This window comes from Gordonia otitidis NBRC 100426 (assembly GCF_000248075.1).
In the GTDB taxonomy this organism is placed as follows: domain Bacteria; phylum Actinomycetota; class Actinomycetes; order Mycobacteriales; family Mycobacteriaceae; genus Gordonia; species Gordonia otitidis.
In genome coordinates this window covers 1-25,302 of sequence record NZ_BAFB01000136.1, presented here as the reverse complement: position 1 = coordinate 25,302, position 25,302 = coordinate 1, and the positions used below count along the sequence as shown (strand labels likewise).

General features: G+C 64.4%; 24 protein-coding genes and 1 pseudogene. 7 read left to right on the top strand and 18 right to left on the bottom strand.

What is annotated here, in order from left to right; translation table 11 throughout:
- Positions 1-12: 12 nt before the first annotated feature.
- The 7 genes from GOOTI_RS14295 to GOOTI_RS14265 form a co-directional block, all read right to left on the bottom strand.
- Positions 13-216, bottom strand: a complete 204-nt coding sequence (locus GOOTI_RS14295; RefSeq protein WP_306302696.1) for a ferredoxin — start codon at positions 214-216, stop codon at positions 13-15.
- Positions 217-221: 5 nt separating this feature from the next.
- Positions 222-1,550 (bottom strand): cytochrome P450, encoded by a 1,329-nt coding sequence (locus tag GOOTI_RS14290; RefSeq protein WP_007239310.1) that lies wholly within the window; start codon positions 1,548-1,550, stop codon positions 222-224.
- Between the two features lie 39 nt (positions 1,551-1,589).
- Positions 1,590-3,104, bottom strand: a complete 1,515-nt coding sequence (locus GOOTI_RS14285) for an aldehyde dehydrogenase family protein (RefSeq protein ID WP_007239309.1) — start codon at positions 3,102-3,104, stop codon at positions 1,590-1,592.
- 4 nt (positions 3,105-3,108) lie between these two features.
- Positions 3,109-4,158 carry an alcohol dehydrogenase catalytic domain-containing protein gene (locus tag GOOTI_RS14280; RefSeq protein WP_233425508.1) on the bottom strand — a complete coding sequence of 350 codons (1,050 nt, stop codon included), beginning with the start codon at positions 4,156-4,158 and terminating at the stop codon, positions 3,109-3,111.
- 5 nt (positions 4,159-4,163) lie between these two features.
- Positions 4,164-4,568 (bottom strand): SCP2 sterol-binding domain-containing protein, encoded by a 405-nt coding sequence (locus tag GOOTI_RS14275; protein WP_039994131.1) that lies wholly within the window; start codon positions 4,566-4,568, stop codon positions 4,164-4,166.
- Positions 4,569-4,715: 147 nt separating this feature from the next.
- Positions 4,716-5,411, bottom strand: a complete 696-nt coding sequence (locus tag GOOTI_RS14270; RefSeq protein WP_007239307.1) for a helix-turn-helix domain-containing protein — start codon at positions 5,409-5,411, stop codon at positions 4,716-4,718.
- Positions 5,408-6,904: an APC family permease gene (locus GOOTI_RS14265; RefSeq protein ID WP_227918636.1), complete on the bottom strand. Its 1,497-nt coding sequence runs from the start codon at positions 6,902-6,904 to the stop codon at positions 5,408-5,410. The genes GOOTI_RS14270 and GOOTI_RS14265 overlap by 4 nt, the downstream gene beginning before the upstream one ends.
- 233 nt (positions 6,905-7,137) lie before the next feature.
- Between GOOTI_RS14265 and GOOTI_RS14260 the strand changes: the two genes are divergently transcribed.
- Genes GOOTI_RS14260 through solA form a run of 3 tightly spaced genes read left to right on the top strand, consistent with a single transcriptional unit; the run spans position 7,138 to position 10,920 of the window.
- On the top strand, positions 7,138-8,601 hold the full coding sequence (locus tag GOOTI_RS14260) for an APC family permease (RefSeq protein WP_007239305.1): 1,464 nt from the start codon (positions 7,138-7,140) through the stop codon (positions 8,599-8,601).
- 43 nt (positions 8,602-8,644) lie between these two features.
- Positions 8,645-9,775, top strand: coding sequence for an ornithine cyclodeaminase family protein (locus GOOTI_RS14255; RefSeq protein ID WP_007239304.1), 1,131 nt, complete (start codon positions 8,645-8,647; stop codon positions 9,773-9,775).
- On the top strand, positions 9,772-10,920 hold the full coding sequence (gene solA / locus GOOTI_RS14250; protein WP_007239303.1) for an N-methyl-L-tryptophan oxidase: 1,149 nt from the start codon (positions 9,772-9,774) through the stop codon (positions 10,918-10,920). The genes GOOTI_RS14255 and solA overlap by 4 nt, the downstream gene beginning before the upstream one ends.
- A 25-nt stretch (positions 10,921-10,945) precedes the next feature.
- Here solA and GOOTI_RS14245 read toward each other — a convergent pair whose 3' ends face one another.
- The 5 genes from GOOTI_RS14245 to GOOTI_RS14225 form a co-directional block, all read right to left on the bottom strand.
- The gene (locus tag GOOTI_RS14245; RefSeq protein WP_007239302.1) at positions 10,946-12,037 is read right to left on the bottom strand and encodes an alcohol dehydrogenase catalytic domain-containing protein; all 1,092 of its coding nucleotides are present in this window, start codon (positions 12,035-12,037) and stop codon (positions 10,946-10,948) included.
- Positions 12,034-13,149: a maleylacetate reductase gene (locus tag GOOTI_RS14240; RefSeq protein ID WP_007239301.1), complete on the bottom strand. Its 1,116-nt coding sequence runs from the start codon at positions 13,147-13,149 to the stop codon at positions 12,034-12,036. The genes GOOTI_RS14245 and GOOTI_RS14240 overlap by 4 nt, the downstream gene beginning before the upstream one ends.
- 44 nt (positions 13,150-13,193) lie before the next feature.
- On the bottom strand, positions 13,194-14,279 hold the full coding sequence (locus tag GOOTI_RS14235) for a 3,4-dihydroxy-2-butanone-4-phosphate synthase (protein ID WP_007239300.1): 1,086 nt from the start codon (positions 14,277-14,279) through the stop codon (positions 13,194-13,196).
- Between the two features lie 31 nt (positions 14,280-14,310).
- On the bottom strand, positions 14,311-14,850 hold the full coding sequence (locus tag GOOTI_RS14230) for a flavin reductase family protein (protein ID WP_007239299.1): 540 nt from the start codon (positions 14,848-14,850) through the stop codon (positions 14,311-14,313).
- 161 nt (positions 14,851-15,011) lie between these two features.
- Complete coding sequence (locus tag GOOTI_RS14225; RefSeq protein WP_007239298.1) at positions 15,012-16,106, bottom strand: alcohol dehydrogenase catalytic domain-containing protein; 1,095 nt, start codon at positions 16,104-16,106, stop codon at positions 15,012-15,014.
- Between the two features lie 136 nt (positions 16,107-16,242).
- Here GOOTI_RS14225 and GOOTI_RS14220 point away from each other — a divergent pair, with 136 nt between their 5' ends.
- Entirely contained in the window at positions 16,243-16,956 is a 714-nt protein-coding gene (locus tag GOOTI_RS14220) for a GntR family transcriptional regulator (RefSeq protein WP_007239297.1), read from the top strand.
- 5 nt (positions 16,957-16,961) lie between these two features.
- On the opposite strand, the gene GOOTI_RS14215 is transcribed toward GOOTI_RS14220, so the two are convergent.
- The 5 genes and pseudogenes from GOOTI_RS14215 to GOOTI_RS25200 form a co-directional block, all read right to left on the bottom strand.
- Positions 16,962-18,197 (bottom strand): acyl-CoA dehydrogenase family protein, encoded by a 1,236-nt coding sequence (locus tag GOOTI_RS14215; protein WP_007239296.1) that lies wholly within the window; start codon positions 18,195-18,197, stop codon positions 16,962-16,964.
- Positions 18,194-20,170, bottom strand: coding sequence for a hydantoinase B/oxoprolinase family protein (locus GOOTI_RS14210; RefSeq protein WP_051997979.1), 1,977 nt, complete (start codon positions 20,168-20,170; stop codon positions 18,194-18,196). The genes GOOTI_RS14215 and GOOTI_RS14210 overlap by 4 nt, the downstream gene beginning before the upstream one ends.
- Positions 20,167-21,726, bottom strand: a complete 1,560-nt coding sequence (locus GOOTI_RS14205; protein WP_505674658.1) for a hydantoinase/oxoprolinase family protein — start codon at positions 21,724-21,726, stop codon at positions 20,167-20,169. Before GOOTI_RS14205 ends, GOOTI_RS14210 begins: the two co-directional genes overlap by 4 nt.
- Positions 21,727-22,200, bottom strand: a pseudogene (locus GOOTI_RS26835) (hydantoinase/oxoprolinase N-terminal domain-containing protein); the annotation flags it as partial.
- On the bottom strand, positions 22,187-22,459 hold the full coding sequence (locus tag GOOTI_RS25200; protein WP_007239292.1) for a hypothetical protein: 273 nt from the start codon (positions 22,457-22,459) through the stop codon (positions 22,187-22,189). The gene GOOTI_RS25200 and the pseudogene GOOTI_RS26835, both read right to left, overlap by 14 nt.
- A 173-nt stretch (positions 22,460-22,632) precedes the next feature.
- On the opposite strand from GOOTI_RS25200, the gene GOOTI_RS14200 reads away from it, so the two are divergent.
- Positions 22,633-23,559, top strand: coding sequence for an AraC family transcriptional regulator (locus GOOTI_RS14200; RefSeq protein WP_083835922.1), 927 nt, complete (start codon positions 22,633-22,635; stop codon positions 23,557-23,559).
- A 53-nt stretch (positions 23,560-23,612) separates the two neighbouring features.
- On the opposite strand, the gene GOOTI_RS14195 is transcribed toward GOOTI_RS14200, so the two are convergent.
- Entirely contained in the window at positions 23,613-24,011 is a 399-nt protein-coding gene (locus GOOTI_RS14195) for a carboxymuconolactone decarboxylase family protein (protein ID WP_005168834.1), read from the bottom strand.
- A 235-nt stretch (positions 24,012-24,246) separates the two neighbouring features.
- Between GOOTI_RS14195 and GOOTI_RS14190 the strand changes: the two genes are divergently transcribed.
- Entirely contained in the window at positions 24,247-25,089 is an 843-nt protein-coding gene (locus tag GOOTI_RS14190; RefSeq protein WP_233425506.1) for an N-acyl homoserine lactonase family protein, read from the top strand.
- Positions 25,082-25,302: NAD(P)-binding domain-containing protein (locus GOOTI_RS14185; protein WP_007239289.1), on the top strand; the 221-nt coding region annotated here is incomplete at its 3' end. The genes GOOTI_RS14190 and GOOTI_RS14185, both read left to right, overlap by 8 nt.

Below are 25,302 nucleotides of genomic sequence, written 5' to 3'. Positions count from 1 at the left end.
AGTCCTCGGTTCTCATTCCTCGATGGTGATGGCCTGTGTCGGACACGCGCGTACAGCCTGTTCGACGTCGGCCCGATCACGTTCGGAGACATCGAATGACAGCACGGTGAGTTGACCGTCGTCGCCGATCTCGAAGTGGTCGGGTGCTTCGGCTTCGCACAGCCCCAACCCGGAGCACTTCCCCAGGTCGACCTTGATACGACAGGTTGCGGTCATCGTCATCACTTCCTCCCGTGCGGATAGAACGGCATGCTGAGCACTCCACGCATGAAGTTGGTGCGCATCAATTTCGGCTCGCCTGCAACGAAATCCGGCATCTGCCGATGGAGTTCACGGAACAGCGATCGCATCATCGACTTCGCCAACTGGTTGCCGACGCAGTAGTGGACACCGCCACCGCCGAACGTGACATGCGGGTTGGGACTACGGCTGAGGTCGAAGGTGTCCGGGTTCTCGAACACTTCGGTGTCCCAGTTGCCCGAGCCGTACATCATCACGACCTTGTCGCCCGGCAGGATCGTCTGTCCGCCGAGTTCGTACTCGGCGACGCAGGTCCGACGGAAGGTGAGGACAACCGACCCCCACCGCAGGAACTCCTCGATCGCGGTGTTGATTCGCCCCTCGAAGTCCTCCCACAGCCAGGCACGCTGCTCGGGGAAGTCCGTCAGCGCTTTCACCGCAAAACTCGTGGTGTGCCGCGTCGTATCGGTCGCTGCCACCGAGAACAACGTCATGACGGCGCCGATCTCGAAGTCGGTGAGGCTCTCGCCGTCGACCTCTGCCTGCACCAGATTGGTCAGGAGGTCGTTGGTCGGGTTCTCTCTTCGTTCGGCGATCAGTTCTTCTGCGAGATCGTGAATGAACAGACCTGCCTCGCTCTGCACGTCGATCGGGTCTCGGCCGGCGAGCAGGTCGGGGTCGGCCCATGCGGTGATGTCGTCGGCGGCATGGGCGACACCGTGCACCTTGTCGGCCGGTATACCGAACATGTCGCCGTACATCTCGATCGGCAGGTGGCGGGCGATGTCGGCAACGAAATCGATCTCGTCCTTGTCGGCAGCCGCGGCGACGATTCGACGTGCACGGTCGGCGATATCGAATTCGATCTTCTTGATCTGCTTGGGGGTGAAGGCCGCGCTGACCAGCTTGCGGATCTTGTCGTGCTGCGGGTTGTCCATGGCGAGAAACGACATGGCCATCTCGAGCAACATCGACGGCAGCAGGTCGAACATCACGCCGTAGCCCGAGACGAAGACATCGTTACGCTTACTCACCTCGGCGATGTGTTCGTGTCTGACAACTGCCCAGAAGCCCGGATCATCAGGATCGGGCACCACCGCACTCTGAATCGGCTCCTGCCAGGTCACCGGCGCGGTCTCGCGCAGCACCCTGTAGATCTTCTCGCGCTCTGGGGCGTCTTGATCCCAGAACGCGTCCGACGACACGTTGAGCGGGTGGAACTCACGCGTGGCCGCCACATCGTTCGACGGGACCAGATCACCGTCGTCGTCATCGAAACTCAGTTCTCGATCGTCGAAAGTTGTTGACATGAGATATCTTTCATCTAGTTCGTCATCACGAAACGACGTTCAGTCGTCAGCGTGGCTGAGCAGAATGTCGTATGGTTTCGCGTCTCGTCCACCGGATAGGTCAAGGTGGACTGCCTTGGCCTGCGTGTACTCGTCGAGTGCATCCGGCCCGAGTTCGCGGCCGATACCGCTCTGCTTGTAACCGCCGAACGGCACCTGCGCATTGATCTGGTGGGCGTCGTTGATCCACACGCTGCCGCACTGCACAGCATCTGCGACCGCGAGTCCCCGCGCGTTGTCCCGGGTCCAGACGCTGGCGGCCAGGCCGTACTCGCTGTCGTTGGCGATGGCCACTGCTTCGTCCTCTGTGTCATAGGCGATCACCGACAGCACCGGTCCGAAGATCTCCTCACGCGCAACGGTCATCGAGTTCTCGACATCGGCGAGAATCGTCGGTTCGACGTAGAAGCCACGATCGATTCCGGCAGGCTTACCGCCGCCCAGGGCAACGGTTGCGCCTTCGGCCTTCGCCCCGTCGATATAGGACAGGATGCGAGCCTGCTGCTTGGCGTCGATGACCGGACCCATGTCGGTATCCCAGTCGTCCGGGGCGCCGACCACGATGGTCCTGGCCCGCTCTATGAGACGAGAAACGAACTCGTCGTGCAGTTCTCGCGGCACAATCGCCCGGGTGCCCGACTCGCAGATCTGTCCCGAGTAGGTGAAGCACCCGTAGAGGACACCGTCGACCGCCATGTCGAGGTCCGCGTCGTCGAGAACGATCGACGGACCCTTGCCGCCCAGTTCGAGCGTGACCTCCTTGACCGTCCCGGACGCCAGCTTCATGATCTCTCGACCGATCTGGGTGGATCCGGTGAACGCGATCTTGGCGACATCGGGATGACTCGCCAGGCGAGCACCTGCATCTCGACCATCTCCGGGAACGACGTTGAGAACACCCCTCGGAAGACCATTGGCTTCTGCGATCTCAGCGAATTTCAACATCGACAGAGGCGTGTGCTCGTCGGGTTTGACCACCACGGAGTTCCCTGCGGCCAACGCCGGCCCGACCTTCCACAGGGTCAACAACAGCGGGAAGTTCCACGGCGCGATCGCACCGACTACGCCCAATGGTTCACGGTGGACCACAGTCTGCGCGAGTGCAGGGAAACTCACGACGGGAGCGGGGCGTACGAACTGATAAGTGTCGGCGAGGTCGGCGAAGAAGTTGAAGTGTGCCAGCGCATACCCGACGTGGAACCCGGTGGCCTGGCGGACAGTTGCGCCGTTGGCGGACATCTCGAGTTCCACCAGTTCCTCGACCTGATCGTTGGCCGCGGCAGCGATAGCGCGCATGATCTGCGCACGCTCCTGCGGGGTCTTACCCGACCACGCACCGGACTCGAACGCACTCTTCGCCGCGGCCACAGCGGCGTCGATGTGGGTGGCCGTCCCCTTGGGGACTGTCGCGACAACCGACTCGTCGGCGGGATTGATGATCGTCATGGTGTCGTCGGTGTCGACTCGTTCACCACCGATGAGCATCGAATAGTGTTGTACGTCAATACTTGTCATGGTTTCACCTGGCGGGATCGAGAAGGATCTTCATGGCCTCTCTGGCCTCGAAGAGCTTGTATGCATCTGCGGCTTCGGACAGCCCCATCCGATGAGAGATCATGGCGCTCGGGTGCAGTTTGCCCGCGGTCATCAGTCCGATGACCTCGTCCATGTACTCAGTGATGTGACTGACCCCCATCTCCACCTTGATGCCCTTGAGATAGAGCTCGGAGAACGGGAATCCGTCGATGGTGTCCTCGGTGTACACACCGGGGATCGACAGGGTGCCGCCCGCGCGCAGCAGGGGAATCGCGGCCAGCAGAGCCGACGGGTGCCCGACGGCGTCGACGACGACATCCGCACCACGCCAGTCGGAGAGATCGAGCACTGCGTCGGTGCCGTCGGTCTCGCTGGAGTTCACCCCGATCGCCCCGAACTTCTCCGCCTCGGTCAGTCGCGCGGCGACCTTGTCGACGACGATGACCTTGCTGGCCCCCAGCGCAACCGCCGACATCGCAGCGCAGAGCCCGACCGGGCCGGCCCCGACGATGGCCACGATGTCGCCCGGCCGCATGGCACGCGCGACGGCCTCGTGACCCGTCGTCATGATGTCGCCGGCGAACAGGATGTCGTCGTCGTCGATGCCATCGCCCTCCGGGATCGCGCGGGCAGTGATGTCCGCGGACGGCACGACGACGTACTCGGCTTGACCACCGTCGAGGTCGCCGAGAGCCAGTCCCAACCCGAAGATGCGGCTGCCTGCGCAGTTGCCCGGCTGATGGCGACGACACTGATAGCAGGCACCACAACTGACCACACACGACGACACCGCCCGGTCCCCCGGCGAGAACTGTGTGACGGCACTTCCGACATCGACGACGGTGCCCAGGAACTCGTGGCCGAGGATGATGTCGGATTCGAGTTCGAGCCTGCCCTCGTAGGGGTGTAGGTCTGTGCCGCAGATGGCGGTCTTCTCGACCTTCAGCAGCAGATCGGTCGGCTCGGTGATCGAGGGGATCGGGACGTCGGCGACCTCGAGCACATGAGGAGCGCGCAGCACCGCGGCCTTCATGGTGCTCACGCCTTCACCTCCGCGTCCTTCGCTGCGACCTTCTCCCGGTACATCGGGAAGAGCGGCTTGGTCAGCGGTACGAGCTTGAGGATCTTGTTGACCGGCCCCTTCGCCTTGACCTGCCCCTTCGCCAGTCCGACCGCGAGGTTGTACTCGCCGCGCCAGAACTGGTCCGCGGTGTCGCCACGCATCAGCAGCGTGATGTCGGGCTTCAGATCGGACGGTCCCGAAACCACCTGGTAGTCATCGCGGAAGGCGATGGTGACCTCGCAGTCGGGATCGTTGTAGAGCACCCGCATCACGATGTTGGCTGCTTTGAGCTTGGGACCCGACTCGGGATGCTCGCCTGCATCGCGGAACACGCCACCGATGTAGTGATCCAGCTCGTCGGCATCCTTGAAGTAACCCACCACTGTCTCCTTCGAACTCGTTCTCTTGACTGATTTGCCTGTGCAGCAATGGAATCAGCCAGAGTGTGAGCTAGGTAACCGCAGTCAGTGGCATCTCCGTATCACCAAAGGGATAGGAGCGCTGTCGGGGCGGGTTCGGGTGGTGACTCACTCGCCGGCCGGCGAGGCGGCCATGATCTCTGCGACGCGGCGGGCGGGGCCGTCGAGCAACCGCACCAGAGTCTCCGGGTTCTCGATGTGTTTGGCGGGAGCGGCGATGGCCAGCGTCGCGACCAACGAGGTGTCGACTCCCCACACCGGAACCGACACGCAACCGAAATTCGGGATGAACGAACCGATCTGGCTCGCATGTGTCGGGACCACCGTACGATGCCCCGACCCGACTGCGGCCATCAACCTGCCTGCAGCGGACGCGGTCAGATCGTGCAGGAGTCGTCCTGGATCGCTCAACGGATAGTCCGGATCGATGTCGATCAGGCTGAGCCGTGCCCGCGCGGTACCCGCGCGATGACATCCGAAGAGATGCAGCCCGAATCGCAAGCCGGCGCGGACGTCGTCGAGCGTCGCACGCAATTGATCGGACATCGCGGGACCTGCCGCTGCGCCGATCATGCGGTCGATTCTGGAGCCGAGCGCGAATCCACCGAGATCCGGTGTCCGGACGAGATATTCCTCCTGCGCGAGCAGATTGACGAGCCGATACGTCGCGGATTTCGACAATCCGAGGTGTCGGGACAGTTCGACGGCCGTCACCCCCGGCCCCATCGTCGCGACCTCCTCGAGAATCTGGAGCGCATTGATCACCGAACGCGACGACGAGTCGCCGCCGAAAGCCGGACTCATCGTGGCGGACCGCCGCTGAGTATCGCGTCGGAATCGACGTGTCCACTGAAGACTTCTGACCGCATGGGCGTCTCGTGGATGCCGATTCGTGCGGTCACCGGCGGGCGGAGACGTCGGAGCGCCAGGTAGCCGACAGCTGCCACGACGAGCCAGGAAAGCGCACCTATGATGCCGGGCGCCCACTGTCCGCTGATGTTCGTCGCCACGAACACGACCAGAATCCCGCCGAACCCGAGTGCCGCGAGGCAGGCGACCACCGCTGTTCGCTTCTGCAGCTCACCGGTCCGGTGCGCAAAAACCGGCGCTGCGATGCAGACGAGGATGTAGGCGACCATGAAACCGATGGCCGGTGCCGACGCCATCGAGCCCCGCATCGCGCTCTCCGAGGCGCCGCATGCCAGCGCGACGACGATCACCGCGACCATCGCCAGCAAGCTCACCACGACTCCGACGACAGGGGTCTTGAATCGTGGATGCGTGTAGCCGATCCGAGCAGGCAGAACTCCTTCGCGTGCCAGGGACAGCAGCGTGCGCGTCAAAGCCGTCGTGCTCGCCAACGCACACGCCAGAAACGACGCACACACCCCGACATTCACCAACGGGGCCACCCAGGCGGCGCCGACGGTCGCGGTGAGACCGCTGATATCGCCCTCACCGAGCGCTGAGATCCCGTCGAGAACGGTCGCACCACCCGACTGCGCGAGCGTTGCGATCAACACGACGACCGAACCGATGAGCAGTGAGGTGCTGATGGCCCTCGGGATCGTCCGCAGGGGGCGCTTTGCCTCTACCGAGAGTGTGGCCGCGCTCTCGAATCCGATGATCCCGCATGTCGCGACCGCAACGCCCGCAAAGTAATTCGACCACCCCGTCGGCCCGGCGACCGCTGCACGCAGCGACATGTGGTCCCAGTTGCGCACGACCAGCACGCCCACCAGTGCCAGCAATCCGGCGACGGCGACGGCTTCGATCACCAAACCCACTCGAGCCGACACGCGTATGCCACGAATCAGGAGAACAGCCATGAGGACCGCGATCCCGGCGATTGCAAGGCTCGTCGTCACCGTCGACGGCGACGTCACCCCGAAGATCCGCAATCCGTATACCGCCGCCTGCGACAGCGTGAACATCGCCAGCGAGCCGTAACCGAGAGTCATCGCGGCGGCGGTGGCCGCCCCCGCGGCGGGGCCGAGGCCCTTGGCCGCATAGGTGTAGAGCGCACCGGGAGCGACCACGCGGGATGCGAAGACGCCGAGCGTCGATGCCACCAGAGCACACAGCACAGTGGCCGTCACGACGCACCACACGAGCGGCGCATTCGCCTGGCCGAGAAGCATCGGTATCGTTGCGGCTGCTGCGCACGGTGCCATCACGGCCACGGATTGTGCGACGACGTCGGTGAAACCGAGACTCCGCCGATCGAGCCCGACCAGTGGCGTACGGGCACCGAGACGAAGACGCGTACGCACGCGATCTCTGGCTGGTCCCGACATAGCGCGGACGCTAACCAGGCCGTGTTTCGGCGGTGTTACTCCCCGGTGTTGCGAGCGTGACACGCAATGGGTCTGAGCGTCGGCGATCGTCCCACGATGGTGGCGGCAAGGTGTTACTGCGGAGCAACGACGCCGCGACGGAGCGGCCCCACCATGGGTGCACGGGCATCGACGCCCCAGTTCGCACGACGTCGCATCGACGACGTCGCCCACCCTCTCGCACGGAGAATCACATGGCATCTATCGATACCGGCGCCGCCACCGCCACCTCCCCCGGCTCATCCTCCCGATCCCTGAAGGGCTCACTCGGTGTGGGAGCCATCGTCTTCATGGTTGTCGCGGCGGCCGCGCCGCTCACCGTCGTCGGCGGCGGTGTTCCCATTGCCTTCCTGCTCGGCAACGGCGCGGGCGTTCCCTCGATGTTCGTCATCGCCGCCGTCGTCCTGCTTCTCTTCTCGGTGGGGTTGAGTGCGATGGCCCGCTACATCCCGCGGCCGGGAGCCTTCTTCACCTATGTCGGATACGGCCTCGGGCGCCCACTCGGTCTGGGCACAGCTCACCTGGCGTTGCTGACGTACACGATGATCCAGGCAGCGGTCTACGGCCTGATCGGCGTTCTCATCTCCTCCGGTGTCTCCGACCTCGGAGGACCGTCGATCGCCTGGTGGGTGTGGGCACTCGTCATCGCCGCGTTCACCGGCATCCTGGGCTACCGTCACATCGAGTTGAGTTCCAAGGTGCTCGGTCTGCTCCTGATCGCGGAGATCGGGATCGTGCTGATCCTCAACATCGCCATCATGGTCAAGGGCGGCGCGCAAGGGCTGTCGATGGCGTCGTTCGAACCCTCCTCGGTCATGTCGGGTGCACCCGGCATCGGGCTCATGTTCGCGGTGGCGGGCTTCATCGGTTTCGAGGCGACCGCGATCTTCCGCAACGAGGCCAAGGACCCCGACCGCACCATTCCACGTGCAACCTATGCGGCTGTCCTGCTCATCGGTGTGTTCTACGCGTTCTCCTCGTGGGCGCTGGTGATGGCGTGGGGACCGGACAACGTGGTAGCTGCCGCGGAGAAGGATCCCGCGGGGATGATCATGGCGACGGCGCAGACCTATCTGGGCACCTGGGCGTCAACCACCGTCAATGTCCTGTTGATCACCAGCCTGTTCGCATGCATCCTGAGTTTCCACAACGTGATCTCGCGCTACCAGCACTCGATGGCGTCGGCAACCGCCATGCCCTCCAGACTCGGCACCGTGCATCCGAATCATCTGTCACCGCACGTCAGTTCGCTGGTACAGAGCATCACTGCGGGACTACTCATCGTGGTGTTCGCAGCGCTGGGTCTCGACCCCGAACTCGAGGTGTTCGCCTGGTTCTCCGGTGTCGCAACGCTCGGCATCGTGGTCCTCATGGCGCTGACCTGCCTCGCGGTTCTGGTCTACTTCCGCCGCAACGACATTCAGGCAGGGCTGTGGCGTTCCGTGATCGCTCCCGCGCTCGGCTTCGTCGGATTGATCACGATCCTCGTCGCGGTGATCTGGAACTTCCCGACACTGATCGGTGGCTCACAATCGTTGGCCGACTTCTTCTTCGCCCTGGTGGTCGCGGCCGTTGCCCTCGGTATCGTCCAGGTGCTCATCATGCGTCGACGCAATGTCGTCGCGTATGAGTCCCTCACCACCGCCATCGCGGTCTGATTGTTCCAAAAACTCCCTCTCCCATCACGAAACAGGACTACTCATGAGCACCTCCATCGACTTCCGCTATCTTTCCGAACCCGACATGATCGCCGCGGGCGTGACCGACATGGCAGCATGTGTCGACGCCATGGAGCAGACGTTCGTGCTGTTGCACTCGGGCGACTACCGCATGGCGGGCACCAACAGTGACTCGCACGGCGCGATGGTCACGTTTCCGGACGAATCCCCGTTCGAGACCATGCCCAAGAACACCGCAGATCGTCGATTCATGGCGATGCCCGCATACCTCGGTGGCAGCTTCGGCACGAGCGGTATGAAGTGGTACGGCTCCAACATCGCCAACCGCGAGAAGGGACTGCCTCGTTCGATCCTCATGTTCATGCTCAACGACACCGACACCGGCGCACCGTTGGCACTGATGTCTGCGAACCTGTTGTCTGCGTACCGAACCGGCGCGGTCCCCGGCGTCGGTGCACGTTTCCTGGCGCGTGAAGACGCACAGGTCGTCGGAATCGTCGGCCCGGGCGTGATGGCTCGTACCTCGTTGGCGGCGTTCATGGCGACCTGCCCGAAGATCGATACCGTGAAGGTGAAGGGGCGCAGTCGCGCAAGCCTCGACACGTTCAACGGGTGGGTGTCCCAGGAGTTTCCGCAACTGACCGTCATCGAGGTCGACGACATCGAAGACGCGGTGCGCGACAGCGACATCGTCACCTACTGCACCTCCGGTGAGATCGGCGATCCCTCGACCTACCCGTTGATCCGACGTGACTGGCTCAAGCCCGGCGCATTCCTCAGTATGCCGGCGAGCTGCGAGATCGACGAGGGACTCAAGGCATCCGACGTTCGTAAAGTCGTCGACAACATCGGTCTCTATGATGCGTGGTTCGAAGAGACCGAATATCCCTCGCACAACACGATTCCCATCATCGGCTGCAAGTTCATGGACATGATCCACGACGGCTCCATGCCGCGCGAGGAACTGGTCGATCTGGGCGCCGTCGCGGCGGGGGCCGTCGAGGGTCGTCGCAACGACGACGAGATCGTGATCCTCTCGGTCGGCGGCATGCCTGTCGAGGATGTCGCCTGGGGCACTGTCGTGTACCGCAATGCGGTCGAGCGCGGCATCGGCACCCCGCTCAACCTCTGGGAAAGCCCGGCGCTGTCATGAGTGACGGCAATCGACATCACTCGGTGATCGTGGTCGGACTGGGTTCGATCGGCTCGATGACGTTGTGGCAGTTGGCGCAACAGGGCGTCGACGTCCTGGGTGTCGAACAGTTCGGACGTGTTCACACCGAGGGCGCATATGCCGGGGAGTCACGGCTGTTCCGCGTCGCAGCCAAAGAGGGTGAACTCTTCACCCCAGCGCTCCTACGCTCTCGGGAGTTGTGGCGCGAACTCGGAGCCGCGTATGGACGAGGCGTCCTACTCGAGGTGGGCGCACTGAGTCTCGCACCAGCCGATCACCCGGACCTGACACCCACACTCGCATCGATCGATCACTTCGATCTCCCGCACGAGATTCTCGACGCCGACACACTGCGGAAACGCTACCCACAGTTCCACGTCGAGGAGGACGACATCGGTGTGCTCGACCTCCTCGGTGGAGCCATGCGCCCGGAGATGGCCGTGGCCGCGGCAACGGATCAGGCTCTCGCGCACGGGGCGTCGGCGATCTACGAGACGGAAGTGCTCGACGTCGTCGATTCCGGCAACGGCGTGGTGGTCCATACGAGCCGGGGGCCGTTCACCGCCGACCGAGTCATGGTGACCGCAGGCCCGTGGACGGCACGCCTACTGCCTGATCTCTCCGATGTGGTGCAGACCAAGACGTTCGCACTGACGTGGCTGATGCCGCGTCACGTCGAGATGTTCACCGCCGACAGATTTCCCGGATTCATGCGCGACCTCGATGACGTGCACGCGTTCGGCGTGCCGACGCTCGACGGGTACAGCATCAAGATCTGCCCGCACATCGATCTCGACGCCTTCGACGACTGGGGCGACCGGCCGACAGCACTGGACCGCGATCAGCTCCGTTGGATCGGGGAGCAGGCTCAGCGCATGATCCCCGATCTGATACCCGATGTCGTCCGATGGTCACTGCATTCGGATTCGTGGACACCGACCAAGATGCCGATCATCGACACGGTGTCCGACGGCGTGATCGTCGCGACCGCGTTCAGCGGCAACGGTTTCAAGTTCGCACCGGTGTGGGGTGAATGTCTCGCCGCGCTCGCAACGAACGGACAGAACCCGTTTGCCGACGAGGCGTTCACTGTCTCCGGTCACCGGGCGGTCGCGCTGGCGTGAAAGTGCCGATGCGGGTCGCGGGACCTCAGTGGTCGAAGACGATCAACCCACTGAGGTCTCGCAGCTCGGCCGATGCCCGCAAGGCGTCGTTGATGCCGTCGAGCCGATACCGCGAGGTGATGATGGGCTCCGGATCGAGGAGACCTTCCTCCAGCAGGGACACATAGCGCGCGAGGTCGCGGCGCATGCGCACATTGCCGTTCTGCGAGGAGAGGATCGCGCGGCCCTGCACAGCGATCGACACCTGGGAGTAGGTCACCGTCGTCCCGAGCTGTTTGACCCCGTTGAGTACCACGGTGCCTGCCCTCCTGGTCACGGCCACCGCGAGTTCTTGCGAGCCCGCGGGTCCCGCAGCCTCGATGGCATGGTCACTTCCCCTGCCGTCCGTGGCATCACGCACGAGTTCGATCGCATCCTCCGTGGCCGGATCGATCGCATGTGTGGCTCCCAGTTTCAATGCCATCGCCGTGCGTTCGGCAACCGGGTCGATCGCGAAGATCTGCGCAGCTCCTGCGAGTCTCGCCGCCTGTACGACCCACTGTCCCAGATGACCGCAGCCGATGACCGCGACGCTCTCGCCGGGCTGAACCCGTGCGACATTGAACACCGAGCCCACACCGGTCATGATGCCGCAGCCCATGAGGGAGAGCACGTCGGACCCGAGATCGGACTCGACAGCGAACACCTGGTTGGCGGACACACTCATCAGCTCGGCGTACCCGCCTACGTTTCCCGACGCACGGACCTTCTGCCCCGCGCCGGATATCGCGACGATCGGATAGCCGTCGGTACGGTCGAACAGCTCCGAACACTGATCGGGGCGCCCGATCGAGCAGTAGTAGCAGCGCCCACATTCCGGTGTGCCCGGCACGACGACCCGCTGTCCCACTGCCACATGTCGGACGTCGCGTCCCACCTCCACCACTTCTCCGATGGATGCGTGTCCGAGAATCACCGGCGGCACCTTGCCGAACTTGCCCGCCCAGTTGGTGCAATCGGTCGAACAGAAGGGGGTGGCGTGGGTGCGCACCAACACCCGGTCAGGTTCGGGGGGCAGGTAGTCGAGGTCCTCCACGACGAAAGGGGAGGCCAGGGTCTGCAGAACGGCCGCCTTCATCGCGCACCGCCCTCGACACGAGATCCTGCGTCGTCGCCGACCGGGGGCGCTCCCACCCGAGCGGCAGCGAGCAGCGACAGCAGTGCGCTCCGGGACACCGGCATCGGGTTCGACGGCGGGGCCACCTCGAGGATGCGATCGACCACCAGCTCAGCACCGTCGTCGGGAAAGCCGATATCCGACAGACGATTCGGGGCGTCGACGGCCGAATAGAGCTCGTTCAGTGCCGCGACCGCCGTCACCTCACCCTGCCCGGCTGCCGTGGCGCCCAGCGCGACCGCGAGGCGTGCCGCGAGATCGGGCACCGCCGGCGCGTTGAACGCCAGAACGTGCGGGAGAACCACCGCGTGCGTCTGCGCGTGAGGGAGATCGAAGGCGCCACCGAGTACATGGCAGATCTTGTGGTGCAGTCCTGAACCGGCACTCGCGAACGCGACCCCTGCGAGATAGGAACCGTACAACGCCTTTTCGAGACTTTCCGTGTCGCCGCTGTCCACCGCGATCCCGCGCAGCGCCGACGAGAGCGCGCCTGCAGCCTCGAGCGACAGGGCCCGGTTGATGGGATCCGCTCGGGGCGCCCACAGCGAATCCACGCAATGTGCCAGAGCATTGAGCCCGGATGCCATGGCGAGTTCGGTCGGCAGCCCACGTACGAGCTCTGCGTCGTAGATCACCGCTGCGGGGAGCACACGGTCGTCGACGCCGGTCGTCTTCACGCCGTTCTCGGTCATCCCCCACACGTTGGTGGCTTCCGACCCCGCGTAGGTGGTGGGCACCGAGATGATGGGCAGTCCGGTATGCAGTGCAACAGCTTTGGCCAGTCCGGTGATCGATCCGCCACCGATACAGACCACTCCATCCGCGCCACTGTCCCGCGCAGCAGTGGTGGCCCGCTCCACGAGTTGGACCGGAACATGCTGGGCGATGTCGCTCCACCACACCGAGGGCTTCGTGTCGGCGGTTCCGGCGTCCGCCAGTGGACGGTCGCGGTCGGACACGATCACCATCGGCCGCGAGATGCCCTGCTCGGACAGTTCCGATCGCAGATGCTCGGCAGCGTGCCCCGTTGCGAAACGCACCCGCTGGCCGAGCGTCGTATGTGTGAATTCCATGAAACCCTAACTGTGATCGAGTGACGCGTATGCAGGGATGACGTTCAGTTCGTCGCTGCGACGGGTTCTCGGGCCGGCAGGTGAGCCCGGTGCGACGAGAGGTTGTCGCGACGCGCCGATGCGGTGCAACCCACTGCGTCGAGTGCCCGGGTCACGAGGGTCGGCGCGAGGATCTGCGTCAGTCGCGACGTCGACGGCACGTACACGGTCACCGTTTCGGTCGACGACGCGGTAGCGAAAGCTGTCGACAAGCCGGTGAGCAGCCCTGCGACACCCTCTACCTGGCGGACCTCTACGACGACTTCCGACTCTCGACGCAACTGCGCCGGCGCGACAACGTGGCACGGCGTCGGGAGACCGACGCCGTCGATCTGATAAATGCGGACGGTGTCATTTGCCTCGACCAGAACCGCAGCCTCGGGTGAACGTCCGTCCCGATGAGCGACCGCCATGCGAATATCGTTGTGCGTCAGCACAACCAACGAATGTTGTGCCGCGAAGTCCAACAGCTCGCGTCGGCTCGGCAGCGAGGTGATGCCCTCACCGACCATCGCGCCGTACATCGCCACCGGATTCTTGCCGGTGGCGCGCACGAGTTCGACGACGAACTCGGGCACTGATGCATCCGCGGTGAGCACGCCTGTCGGCGCCGCGGCGACGGGGATGACGTGACCCGGACGTGTCAGATCACCCGGAACCGTCGCCTCGTCGGCGAGTACGTGCGCCGTCCGAGCACGATCGGTCGCCGAGATCCCGGTGCCGATGCCGGTCGCAGCATCCACTGCTATCCGATAGTCGAATCGACTGCGATCCGGTGCGTCCGACTCCCAGGCCGGCGGCAGTCCGAGCTTGCGACACCGTTCGGATTCCATTGCCACGCAGAGATACCCGGAGCTGTGACGCACCAGGAACGACACCGCGCCGACCCGCGCCTGCTCGGCGCAGATCACCAGGTGGCCCGCGGCCTCGTCACCGTCGTCGTCGACGAGCAGTACCGGCTTGCCCGACAACAGTTCCTCACGCGCATGGTGGATGCGGTTGATGCACGACGTGGAACGCACGAAGGACTTCCGGAGCTTGGTGGCGTCATAGTGCTCGACGAAGCCGTCGTTGCTGGTGAGGGTTGTCATGATCGTCTCCTTCTGGCAAACGTGTGGTTGATCAGCTCACGCGTGAATGCTCGCCGAGTGTGTGCCATGCGCGGTCGTGGTAGACGAGGGGCACCGACGGATCGGCATCGTTGTCGATGTGGGTCTCGAGCACTTCGACGGTCAGGACCGTCGCGGTCCCCGCGATGACGCGATCGACGACCTTTCCGCGCATCCATCGTGCGGCCGGTTGCAGCAGCGGTTCTCCGCTGGGCAGTCGCGTCCAGGTGGAGCGGTCGGCGAACCGGTCGATGCCACTCGTGGCGAAGGTGAGTGCATGGTGCATCTGGTCGGCCGTCATCATGTGCACCACGACGGTGTCCGCTGCGGCGATCGTCGGCGCCGCGGACGAGGCGTTCGACAGCGAGAAGACGATCATGGGCGGAGTGGCGGACACCGACGACACCGATGTCGCGGTCAGCCCCGCGGGCCCATTCCCTGCGTCTGCGGTGATGACCGCGACCCCCGCGGGATGGTCCCGGAAGATGGCCCGGTAGCTGTCGGCATCGACGCGGGGTGCCGCCTCGGCGCCAATGGGATTCGTGGTTGTCATCGCTGCTCCTCCGTGCTCGGAAACCGAGACCCTTACGTCTGTCGATTTCCCAGATGTCTTGTGGATTGCTTTCACGGTATGGCGTGATGCACGTCACCCACATCGGAGAAATGTGCACATCCGTGTCGATAACGTGAAGCACGATGCTGCGGGCGAAGAGGTCAGTTCACGATCATGGGTGTCAACTCTGTGCGCCGCCCAGCGGCGTCGAGTGCCCCGTTCACGTCGCCGAGCCGATAACGATTACCCAGCATCGCGGGCGCATCGAGTTGCCCGGTCTCCAGCCATCGCGTGTACAACGGGATGTCGCGGGTGAACGAGGTGCGTCCCGACTGCGCGCTGCGCACGTCCCGACCGCGCAGTGCGAGGTCGAACAGCGGGAGCGTCACTGTCGCGGAGGTGCTTTCGAGCGAGGTGAGCACAACCACTCCCGCCAGGGACGTCGCCCTGAACGCGTCGACGACAGCGCCGGAGGTCCCGCCGGCGTCGAAGCCGTAGTCGACTCCGATGCCCGCGGTCAGATCCTTGATGCACCCGACGACGTCGACCGCGCCGGAGTCGATGACGTCCGTCGCGCCCAGCCGGAGCGCGCTGCTACGACGCGACTCGTCCGGATCGGCTGCGATGATGCGGTCTGCCCCGGCCAGACGCGCCCCCTGCACCATCCACAGCCCCACCTGGCCACAGCCGATGATCGCCACTGAACTGCCGGGACGCACCTGCGCCACGTTGAGCACCGCTCCGACGCCGGAACAGATCCCGCAGCCGATCATCGAGAGCCATTCGGCCGGGAGGTCGCTGCGCACGGCGAACACCCCGATCTCCCGGACGACAACGACCTCGGCGTAGCTGCCGACGTTGCCGTATGCGGTGACGGGTACGCCGTCGGTGGTCGAGCCGATCACAGCCGGTGGCGCGAACAGCTCGGCGCACTGATCCATTCGCCCGTGCGCGCACCACTGACAGCGACCGCATTCGGGCGTGGCGGGAACGATCACACGATCACCGGCGCGGACCCTGGTGACGTCGGCTCCCACGTCGACCACTTCACCCACCGCTGCATGTCCCAGAATCGTCGGCAGGATTCCGCGAGCGGCGATCCCCAGCGCTCCGCGCACGCCGAGCCAGTCGGTGATGCAGAACGGGGTCGCCTCGACTCGAACGACGACGTCGGTCGGGGCCGGCGGCCGAAAGTCGATCTCCAGGTACTCCAGCGGGGCGTCCTCGGCGACCATCACTGCTGCATGCGCGCGCATTCGCGACCTTTCCTCAGGTGTATCGGACGATATGACAATGAGAGTCTTCTGCCGTCGTCGCCGGGTATGAGCACCTCACCACCAACTCCTGTTTCGTAGACTTGTCGTACGGGTGTGAAGCGGGTAGGGAGAGCGCGTGGCTGCCAGTAGAGAAGTGTCACCGAGCAAGACGCTGGCCGAGAGCTGGACGCCCGGTCCGGTGGGGCGGGTGGCAGCTCCGCTACGCGAACAGGTCATCGACGCACTGCGTGCGGCCATACTCGACTTCACACTCGCCCCCGGCCAACGTCTGATCGAACGAGAACTCATCGAACAACTGGGCGTCTCCCGCACCACGGTGCGTGAGGCGCTGCGCGAGTTGACCTCCGAGGGGTTGATCACCGTCGTGCCGCAGAAGGGCGCCATCGTCAGTTCCCCGTCGGTGGAGGAAGCGCAGGAACTCTACGAGGCGCGTCGTCGTCTCGAGGGACTCCTGGTCCGACGGTTCGTCGAGCGTGCGGCAAGGTCGCAGATCATCGCGTTGGCCGCAGCCGCGGAGGCGTTCGCCGAAGCGACGGAATCCGGTGAACCGCTGCGCATTCTCGACGCCGTGGATGACTATCACGCCGTGATCGTGGCGGGCGCGCGTAGCCCGGTCCTCGAATCCCTGGTCGGGAATCTGCAGAGCAGACTGCGCGTGCTGCGGGCTCAGGGCATGCCCGCCGACCATTCGGTTTCGATCGACAAGCTCCGCGGCTTGGTCGACGCGGCACGAGACGGCGACGCCGAGCGCGCTGAGGAGCTCTACGACGACCACCTGCGGGTCGCCGCAGACAACGCGGTGCGAAGCCTGCGGCGACTCGCGGTCTAGCTCAATCAGAAGACCAGCGGTTCTCCGAAGTGGAAGTGCGACAACGAATTGAACGTCACGTCCCACTGTGCGGCGATGTGCGTCTTGTACATCGCGACGTCACGGTAGTACTTCTCCATCGACGAGCCCTTCTTGGCGGACGTGCTGCCCGCAGTGGAGAACGCGAGATCCACGGCATCGTTGGCGATCCGGGCCGCGGTCTGCACGATCCCACGTAGGCGTGCATCCTGCTCCGGGGTGAACTCCTCGCCAGTATCCACCCACTTGCGGCCGAGGGCCTCGTGCTGCCGCACGGCGGAGATCAGCAGGTTCTCGGCCGAATCGATCTGTGCGAGTAGGTTTCCGAACCACCGGTGGTACTCGGGGGTCTGGATGCGCGGGGTCCGCGGCGGGAAGCTGGCCGGGCGCGCCTCCATCAACTCCTCGAACTGGTCGATCGCCGCCCACGCCGCGCCGACCTGCGTCGCCACGAGTTCTGCGTTGAAGTAGGTGAGCGTACGACCGAGGTACATCGGATTCTTGTGCAGCCGGTACCCGGGTGTGCCCTCGGTGCCGAGCACGTGGTCGCGGAAATCGTAGACGACACTGAGGTGATCGGGAACCAGAACGTCTTCCACGGTGATCGAGTTCGAACTCGAGGCACGCATACCGATGGTCTGGTCGCCGCCCCAGTCGTCGAGGACGGTGTAGGAGGACCGGGGGATGATGAAGATCCGTTGCTCACCTGCCTCGCCGTCGGGGCCTTCTGTCCGTGCGAGCACCATCGCATGGGTGCTCCATGCTGAACCGGAGCAGTAGTCCCATCGCCCGCTGAGTCGATAGCCGCCCGGCACCTTCACAGCCTTGCCCGACGGCACGGTCCGACCGGGAGCGATGAACGTTCCCGCGAACAGTTCCTCCTGCGCCTGCTCGCCGAAGAAGCATGCCACGTGGTAGGCGTGACCCGCGCCGAGGATGAAGCTCCACCCCACACCCGGGTCTGCGCGCGAGATCTCGATACCGAGGCGCATGAAGTCGTCGAGACCCATCTCGAAGCCACCGTAGCGGCGCGGAACCAGTGCCCGATAGAACCCCGCGTCCAGGAATTCCTCGTGGATCTCGGCACTGTAGCCGCCGAGGTCCTCGTGCTGTGCCTGCATCTTCCGTAGCCGCGGACGCAGGTCTGCCGCACGGGCGATCAGGGTGTCGACAACCGATCGATTGTCGACGGCGCTCGGTGGCGCGAACAAGCTGCCGGTCATCGTCGCTGTCCTTCCGTCTGTGTGTTCCCCGTGTGGGTCTTTCTCAGGGCATTCGTCGCCTGTTCGTCCAGGACCAGGCCTTCGGGATCGTTCTCGGGGTCGCCGATCACCACGACGCCGTAGTCTCGCGCAGCGCCTTCCACCGACACGTACTGATCACGGACGTCGATGAGTACCTTCTGCGGATCACGGGTGAACGGGTCTCCCCAACCGCCGCCGGCGTTGGTGACATAGCGGATCACCGAATTGGCTCGAGAGACGTTGCGGTCGGCGGAGAACGGGTACACGAAGTCACCGTCGTCGGACGGAAGGTGCGTCTCGGGGTCGACGACCCCGGCCCACGGCGTCGCGGCACGATACGACGCGTCGTCGGCATCAGGCGCCGACACCGCACCGTCGGATCCCGGCTCGAACATCCAGATGCCACCGCGGGCACCGTCTTTGCCGCCCTGTGCGCCGAAACCCGCTGCGTTCTTGTACCGCAACGATGTCAGGGAGTGGCCGGCGTCGAGCTTCCACACCGTATCCCGCAGCACCGCGGCACCACCACGGAAATGACCGGGCCCAGCGGAGTCGATCTTCATCTCATGTCGCAGAACAACGGCAGGCGCGTTCTTCTCGATCGCTTCGATGGGAGGTGCGACGCCGTTGGCCTGATAGCTCATGCACTGACTGTCGGCATCACCGAACTGGTTGGCACCGTATGGGCCCACCTCTCCACCACACTGCAGCGCCGAGACCCACTGCGTTCCGTCCGGCAGTTCACCGAAAGCGGTATGCAGGTCGGCACTGCCCCGATCGCCGCCGATCGCGGCGTCACCCACCGCATCGGCGAGCGCACGCAGCATGGCGGTCAGGATGATCTGATTCTGTTCCCAGTACATGAAGACACAACCGTCGGGCGGAAGCGCCGACAGCATGGTGCCCTCCGGCAAGACGATGTCGACGTTGCGGTAGAGGCCGGAGTTGAACCGCCCGTGCGGGAGGAAGAGGTACTTGAGGGCGATGCCCACCGATGTCTTGGTGTCCCACGCGGTGGCGTTGACCGAGCTACGCGCCTGCCGTGACGTCCCGGAGAAGTCCACCTCGATGCGCGCGCCCCGCTTACGGATCGCGACCTCGAGCGAATAGTGCTCGGTGTCGTCGACCCCGTCGCAGTCGATCTGCTCGCTCCCTGTCCAGTCGCCGTCGGCGAGCACCGACAACGCGGTTGCCATGGATTCGGCACCGAGGTCGCAGACGTAGCGCATGGTGCCGTGCACCGCCGCCAGTCCGTATCGCTCGACGGACTCGAGCAACAGTTGCTCGCCGAGTTCGAGGCTGGAGCAGATCGTCAGCATGTCCGGGTAGAGGATGTCGGCCATCCGGACGTTGTCGAAGATCAGATTCCAGGTCTCGGGGACCTTCTCGCCCTTGTGCACCAAGAGGCGTGGTGAGATCACCAGCCCGTTCTCGTAGACGTTTCGTTTCGTCGCACTGAAGCCGCCCGGAACCACACCACCCATATCCAGTTGGTGCGCATTGAGATTGACGAAGCCGATGATCCTGCCGTCGACGAAGACCGGCCGGATGAATGTCAGGTCGTTGTTGTGGTTGCCCGTGCGGTAGGGGTCGTTGGAGATGAGCACGTCGCCTTCGGCGAGGTTCTCCGGACCGAACTCCTCGACCGTGTTGGCGACCCCGTCCAGTGCGGTGCCAGCCATCAGCACGATGCCGTTGCTCGCCGCAGGCACAAGGTAATCGAGGTCCGTCGGTCCGCTGATGGTGCACGCGAGGTCGTAGAAGTCGCGGAGCACCGGCGAGAATGCACCGGTCAGCAGGCGAGCACTCATGTGTTCGACGAGGTAGTCGAAACGGTTGCTCAGAACGGTGGCGGTGTATCGATCGCACCCGTAGAGGTGGGTGAACATCTCGGCGTCGAGATCACGTATCTGCGACGACTCCACGGGAGCCGCCTGTTCGACGAGTGTCATTTCGTCTTCCTTTCGATGATGAGCTCGCCGCACCGCCCGACGAGTGCCGTCTGCTCGGGCAGGACGATGGTGGTGGACAGATCTTCGCGAATCACCGCGGGACCCTCCACGGTCGCACCCACGGCGAGCTCTGCCCGCTGGTACTCGCCCGCAGTGACCGGGGTGTCGGTGAGGTATTCCAGAGTGATCAACCTGTCGGGCGATGCGGTGAACGGTGCCCGGTTCTCGACGGGGATGTACTCCACCTTCTCCGAGGGAACGATCAACTCGACGCGATAGGTGACGCCTTCCACCGGGATCTGCTCGAAGCGATGGCCGTTGCGGTCCTCGTAGGCGCGGTGGAATGCCGCGATCATGTCGCCCACGGTGTCCTGTGTGATCGTGTCGCCGGTGATCTCGATGAAGGGTGTTTCCCAACTCTGGCCGAGTAGGCGTCCGTCGAAGCTCCGCCTGACCCTGAGGTCTGCGCCCGCGGCACCGACGCGTTCGCGCAGGGTGCGCTCCATCTCGTCGAAGACCTCGGCCACCTGGTCGGCGTTGTCCGGGGACAACACCATGTATGCACTACGTGATTCGTAGAAGACCTGATCGGTGGAGAGCAGTCCGAGCGCGGAGAAGAGCCCGGGGTACGGCGGAATGATCGCGTTCTTCAGTGGCAGCAGGTCGAGCACCGCCGGCAACAGCATGGGTCCAGCAGCACCGTAGGACATGAGCGCGAAGTCGCGGATGTCGACGCCGTGCCGCACAGCAACATTGAGGACTTCTTCGGCGATGTTCGACACCGCAAGCCAGTACGCCGAGGCGACACGTTCAGAGAAGTCGATCGGAGTGTCGAGCGCTTCGAACGCCGCGCGTGAAGCCTCCTTGTCGAGGAACATCTCACCTGCGGCGAACGCCTCGCCGTCGAGGATGCCCATCAACAGGCAGGCGTCGGTCACTGCGGGCTGGGTGCCCCCGCGCCCGTAGCAGGCCGGTCCCGGTTCTGCACCTGCCGACCCCGGTCCGACCTGAATGCCGCCCGACGGCGCGATCCCGACCAGACTGCCGCCGCCTGCACCGACGCTGTACACCTCGGTCGAGAGCGCATTGATCACGAGATCGTGCTCGAGCTCGAAGGTGTTCTCGATGAACGGCTTTCCGTCGACGATCAACGACACGTCCGTCGATGTCCCGCCGACATCGGCGCAGAGGAGGTTGTTCTCTCCGATGGCGGCGCCGAGTCGCACACTGGAGATGGTGCCTGCCGCCGGCCCGGCGAACAGGATGCGGAACGGGCGATTGAGCGCCTCCTGCCACGGCAGAAGTGTTGCCGCACAGTCGGCGAAGTTCAACTCGCCGTCGAAACCGAGTTCCCGCAGCTCGCGATCGATGTGAGCTGAGTAGTCGGTGAAGATCAGCTTCATGAAGACGTCGATGACCGTCGTCGACGCGCGCGTGTATTCCTTCGCCAGGGGCGATGTCTCGGAGGAGATGGACACCACCATGTCGTCACCGAGAACCTCGTGCACGAGTTCCCTGAGGCGGATCTCGTGCGCCGGGTTGACGTAGCTGTTGATGGTACAGATGGCGATGCCTTCGACGCCGCACTTGCCGAGCACCTCGAGCTGATGCCGCGCACTGGACTCGTCGAGTTCGATGAGAACGTTTCCGTCGGCGGTGACACGCTCGACGACGCCGCGCCGCAGGTATCTCGGCACCAGCGGCCGGTTGGCATCGCCGAACGACCGACGCTATGCGGGATCGGTCTGGGCGTCCAGCGGGCGGTGCACGTTTCCCCGGTCGAGGACGTCCCGGAAACCGTCCGTGGTCAGATATGCGATCTTGGGCAGTCGCCGCTCGATGACCGCGTTGAGCCCCATGGTGCTGGCGTGGTTGAAGACAGTGCTACCGGCCACGCCGAGTCTCTTGGCACCCTCGACAACCGGCGCCGGGGGATTGGAACGACTACTGGGCACCTTGGTCACCGAGATCTTGCCGTCGCGCACCGCGACGACGTCGGTGAAGGTACCGCCGACATCAACTCCGAACATCGTGCTCACTCCCCCTCTGCCCGACGCCAGCGGCTGTCCTGGCGGGTACGACAGGTGTGAACGAACCCAGCCTCGGTGTCCTCGTCTTGGTCACCGTGTACAGGCAGTCCTGGCATTTGGTGACGTCCCACCAGCCACCCTCGCCGAGCACCCGGTACTCGGCGACTGCCGTTGAACTGCCGCATTCCGGGCAGGTCTCGTCGACCGGTGATCGCTGGGCGTAGAGCCGCTCCTGCGTCGGCCGTGGAAAGTTGTGCATCGCTACCGATTCCTTTCAGACGTCTCGATCGCATTCGGACGATCGCCGCTCGACCGCGCCGCCCCTGGACTTGTTGTACGATTGTCATACAATCATGACGAGTCATGAGTCACACCGGAGGTTCTGTGTTGCGCGGTTCACAGATGAATGTAGATGCTGATCGATGCGCAGGCATGGGCCAAAAGCGCACACCACTGTCGGGTGGACGCACTGGCGGCAGGTTCTCGGGCCCCGGCCCCGGCCGATCACCGGCTGTGCGATCGTTCACGGCTCCGGCAACCAATGTCCGGGTCACCGAGTTGATCTCCGAAGACGTTGCCGGACAAAGCTTTCCCACCTATCCGGACTCATCGTCGACGGTGGTGCGAGTCCAGCTCACCGGGCACAGCAGAGTCGGTTCCGGAACCACCGAAACGACGCTGAGGCCCGGTGACACGGGGGTGCTCACCAGCCGGACGGCTACCACGGCGGCGTCACCCGACAGCCGCAGCGTCGACTTGTCGATTCCCTGGAGCGAGGTGGAGATACCTCTTGCAGAGTTCGGACTGACGGCGATCCGCGCGGGTCAGGGGTCGCTCACGGGGGCGCTCACCCATCTGTTGAACACCATCGTTGCAGGCTATGAGATGCTCGATGGCCACCAGCGCTACCGGGTCATGCGGAGCGCCGCCCAACTCGGACTCGCGGTGATCCTCGACGACTGCGACGGGAGTTGGTCGGAATCCGACCCGCACGTCGTCCTGTTGCGGGAGATGTATCGTCACATCGAGGAGCGTCTGCCTGATCCCGATCTCGACGTCAACGAGCTCGCGGCCGCGCATCATCTCTCAGTTCGGCACGTGCACAACATCTTCCGACTCAGCGGTCAGAGCGCTGCGGCGCGAATCCGGGAGCGCCGGGTGGCGCGCGCGTGCGAAGAGCTCGCCGACCCGATGAAAGTGGACGTACCGGTGGCCACCATCGCCACACATTGGGGCTTCTCCGGTGCATCGCACTTCGGTCAGGTGTTCAAGAGCACCACCGGCGAGACACCCGCGGCATTTCGTCTTCGCACCACCGCGCGACGCACCCCGGACGCGGTACCCATGTCGGCACGGTAGCGTCCGGGGTCGAACGAATCGTCAGGCGCCCGGGTCGTCAGGCGCGCGAGTCGTCAGGCGTTGACGCGGATCTCCGAGAGGGTTGCCTCTGCGATCCGGAACGACTCCAATGCCGCGGGCACCCCGGCATAGATCGCGGTCTGGATCAGCACTTCCTGGATTTCTTCCTCGGTGCAGCCATTGGTGACAGCGCCGCGAACGTGAACTGCCAACTCATGTCCGCGATTGAGTGTTGTGAGCATGGCGAGGTTCAGCAGGCTCCGGGTCTTGCGATCGAGTCCTGGACGCGTCCACACCGCACCCCAGCAGTACTCGGTGACCAATTCCTGTATGGGCCGCGAGAACTCGGTGACGTTGTCGAGGGAGCGTTGCACATGCTCCGCCCCGAGCACCGCCTTGCGCATCTCGATGCCCTCGCGGTACGTCTCGTCGTGCGTGTCGTCGAACTTCATGGTTCCTCCTGCATTGATTGTCATACATCCGAGTCATGACGGTCTGATCCAACGCTCAGCCTATTGACGTCTCGGGGTAAGGAGATCTAGAAATCGCGCTGTCCGGCTTAAGATTTGCGCACAGATCAGCTGCCGTCGAGCAACGCCATAGGCATGGGCCGGATATTGCCTTACCGTATGACATCTCAGTCCTCGGTCCCGGGGACACATGCATAACGGAAATCCGGTGAACCTGATGGACGACGACGTCTACGAGGTGCTCGCAGTGCGCTACGCGTCGAGGCAGACGCTGCGTAGCCTCGTGTATCTCAATCATCATCTCTACGACGAGCCCGATGGCCCGATCGGCATGGACTATTTCATCTGGATCGTGCGAAACGCTCAGCGCACCTTCGTCGTCGACACCGGATACAGCGTCGAGGGCGGGCGGGCACGCCAACGCGGCCACCTCATCCACCCCGCTGATGCACTCACAGCCCTCGACGTGGACCCTGATGACGCCACCGTGATCCTGACCCACGCTCACTACGATCACGCCGGCAACCTCGACCTGTTCCCGCGGTCGCCGATCATCACCCCGAAGACCGAGTTCGATTTCTGGACCGGAGAGATGGCGCATCGCTTGCAGTTTCGACACTCTGCCGAGACACGGGAGCTCGAGTTGCTCGGCGAGATCGCACGCCAGGGACGAATGACCTTCTTCGAGGGTCGTTCTGACATCGCTCCGGGAATCGAGTTGATCGAACTCGGCGGTCATTCCCCAGGGCAGGCGATCGTCCTGGTCAACACCGAGGCGGGCACCGTCCTGCTCAGTTCGGACGCGACGCACTACTACGAGGAGATCGAGCGGGACATGCCGTTCCTCGTCGTCGCCGACCTCGAGGCGATGTACGCCGGCTTCGACACGATGAAGCGCATCGTCGTCGAGCGAAACGCCATCCTGGTGCCCGGCCACGATCCGGAGGTCATGACGCGCTTCCCCGCGCACGACACCGCAGAGTTCGCGGTCGTCATCGCCCCTACGCCAACACCATCGCGCTGCGTCGCAGCCACACAGAGAGGAGCAGACGTTGTCTGACGTCACATCACAGAAGCCCGGACGCGGCGGTCCCGTCGGATTCATCGGCCTGGGCAACATGGGCGGCCGTATGGCACGCTGCCTCGTCGACGCCGGAGTCGAGGTGATCGGCTTCGACACCGTGGCAGCCAACGTGGCCGACTGCGGTGCGACCGGTGCCACCTCGGTCAAGGATGTGCTCAGCAGTGCGGACGTCGTGTTGCTGTCGCTGCC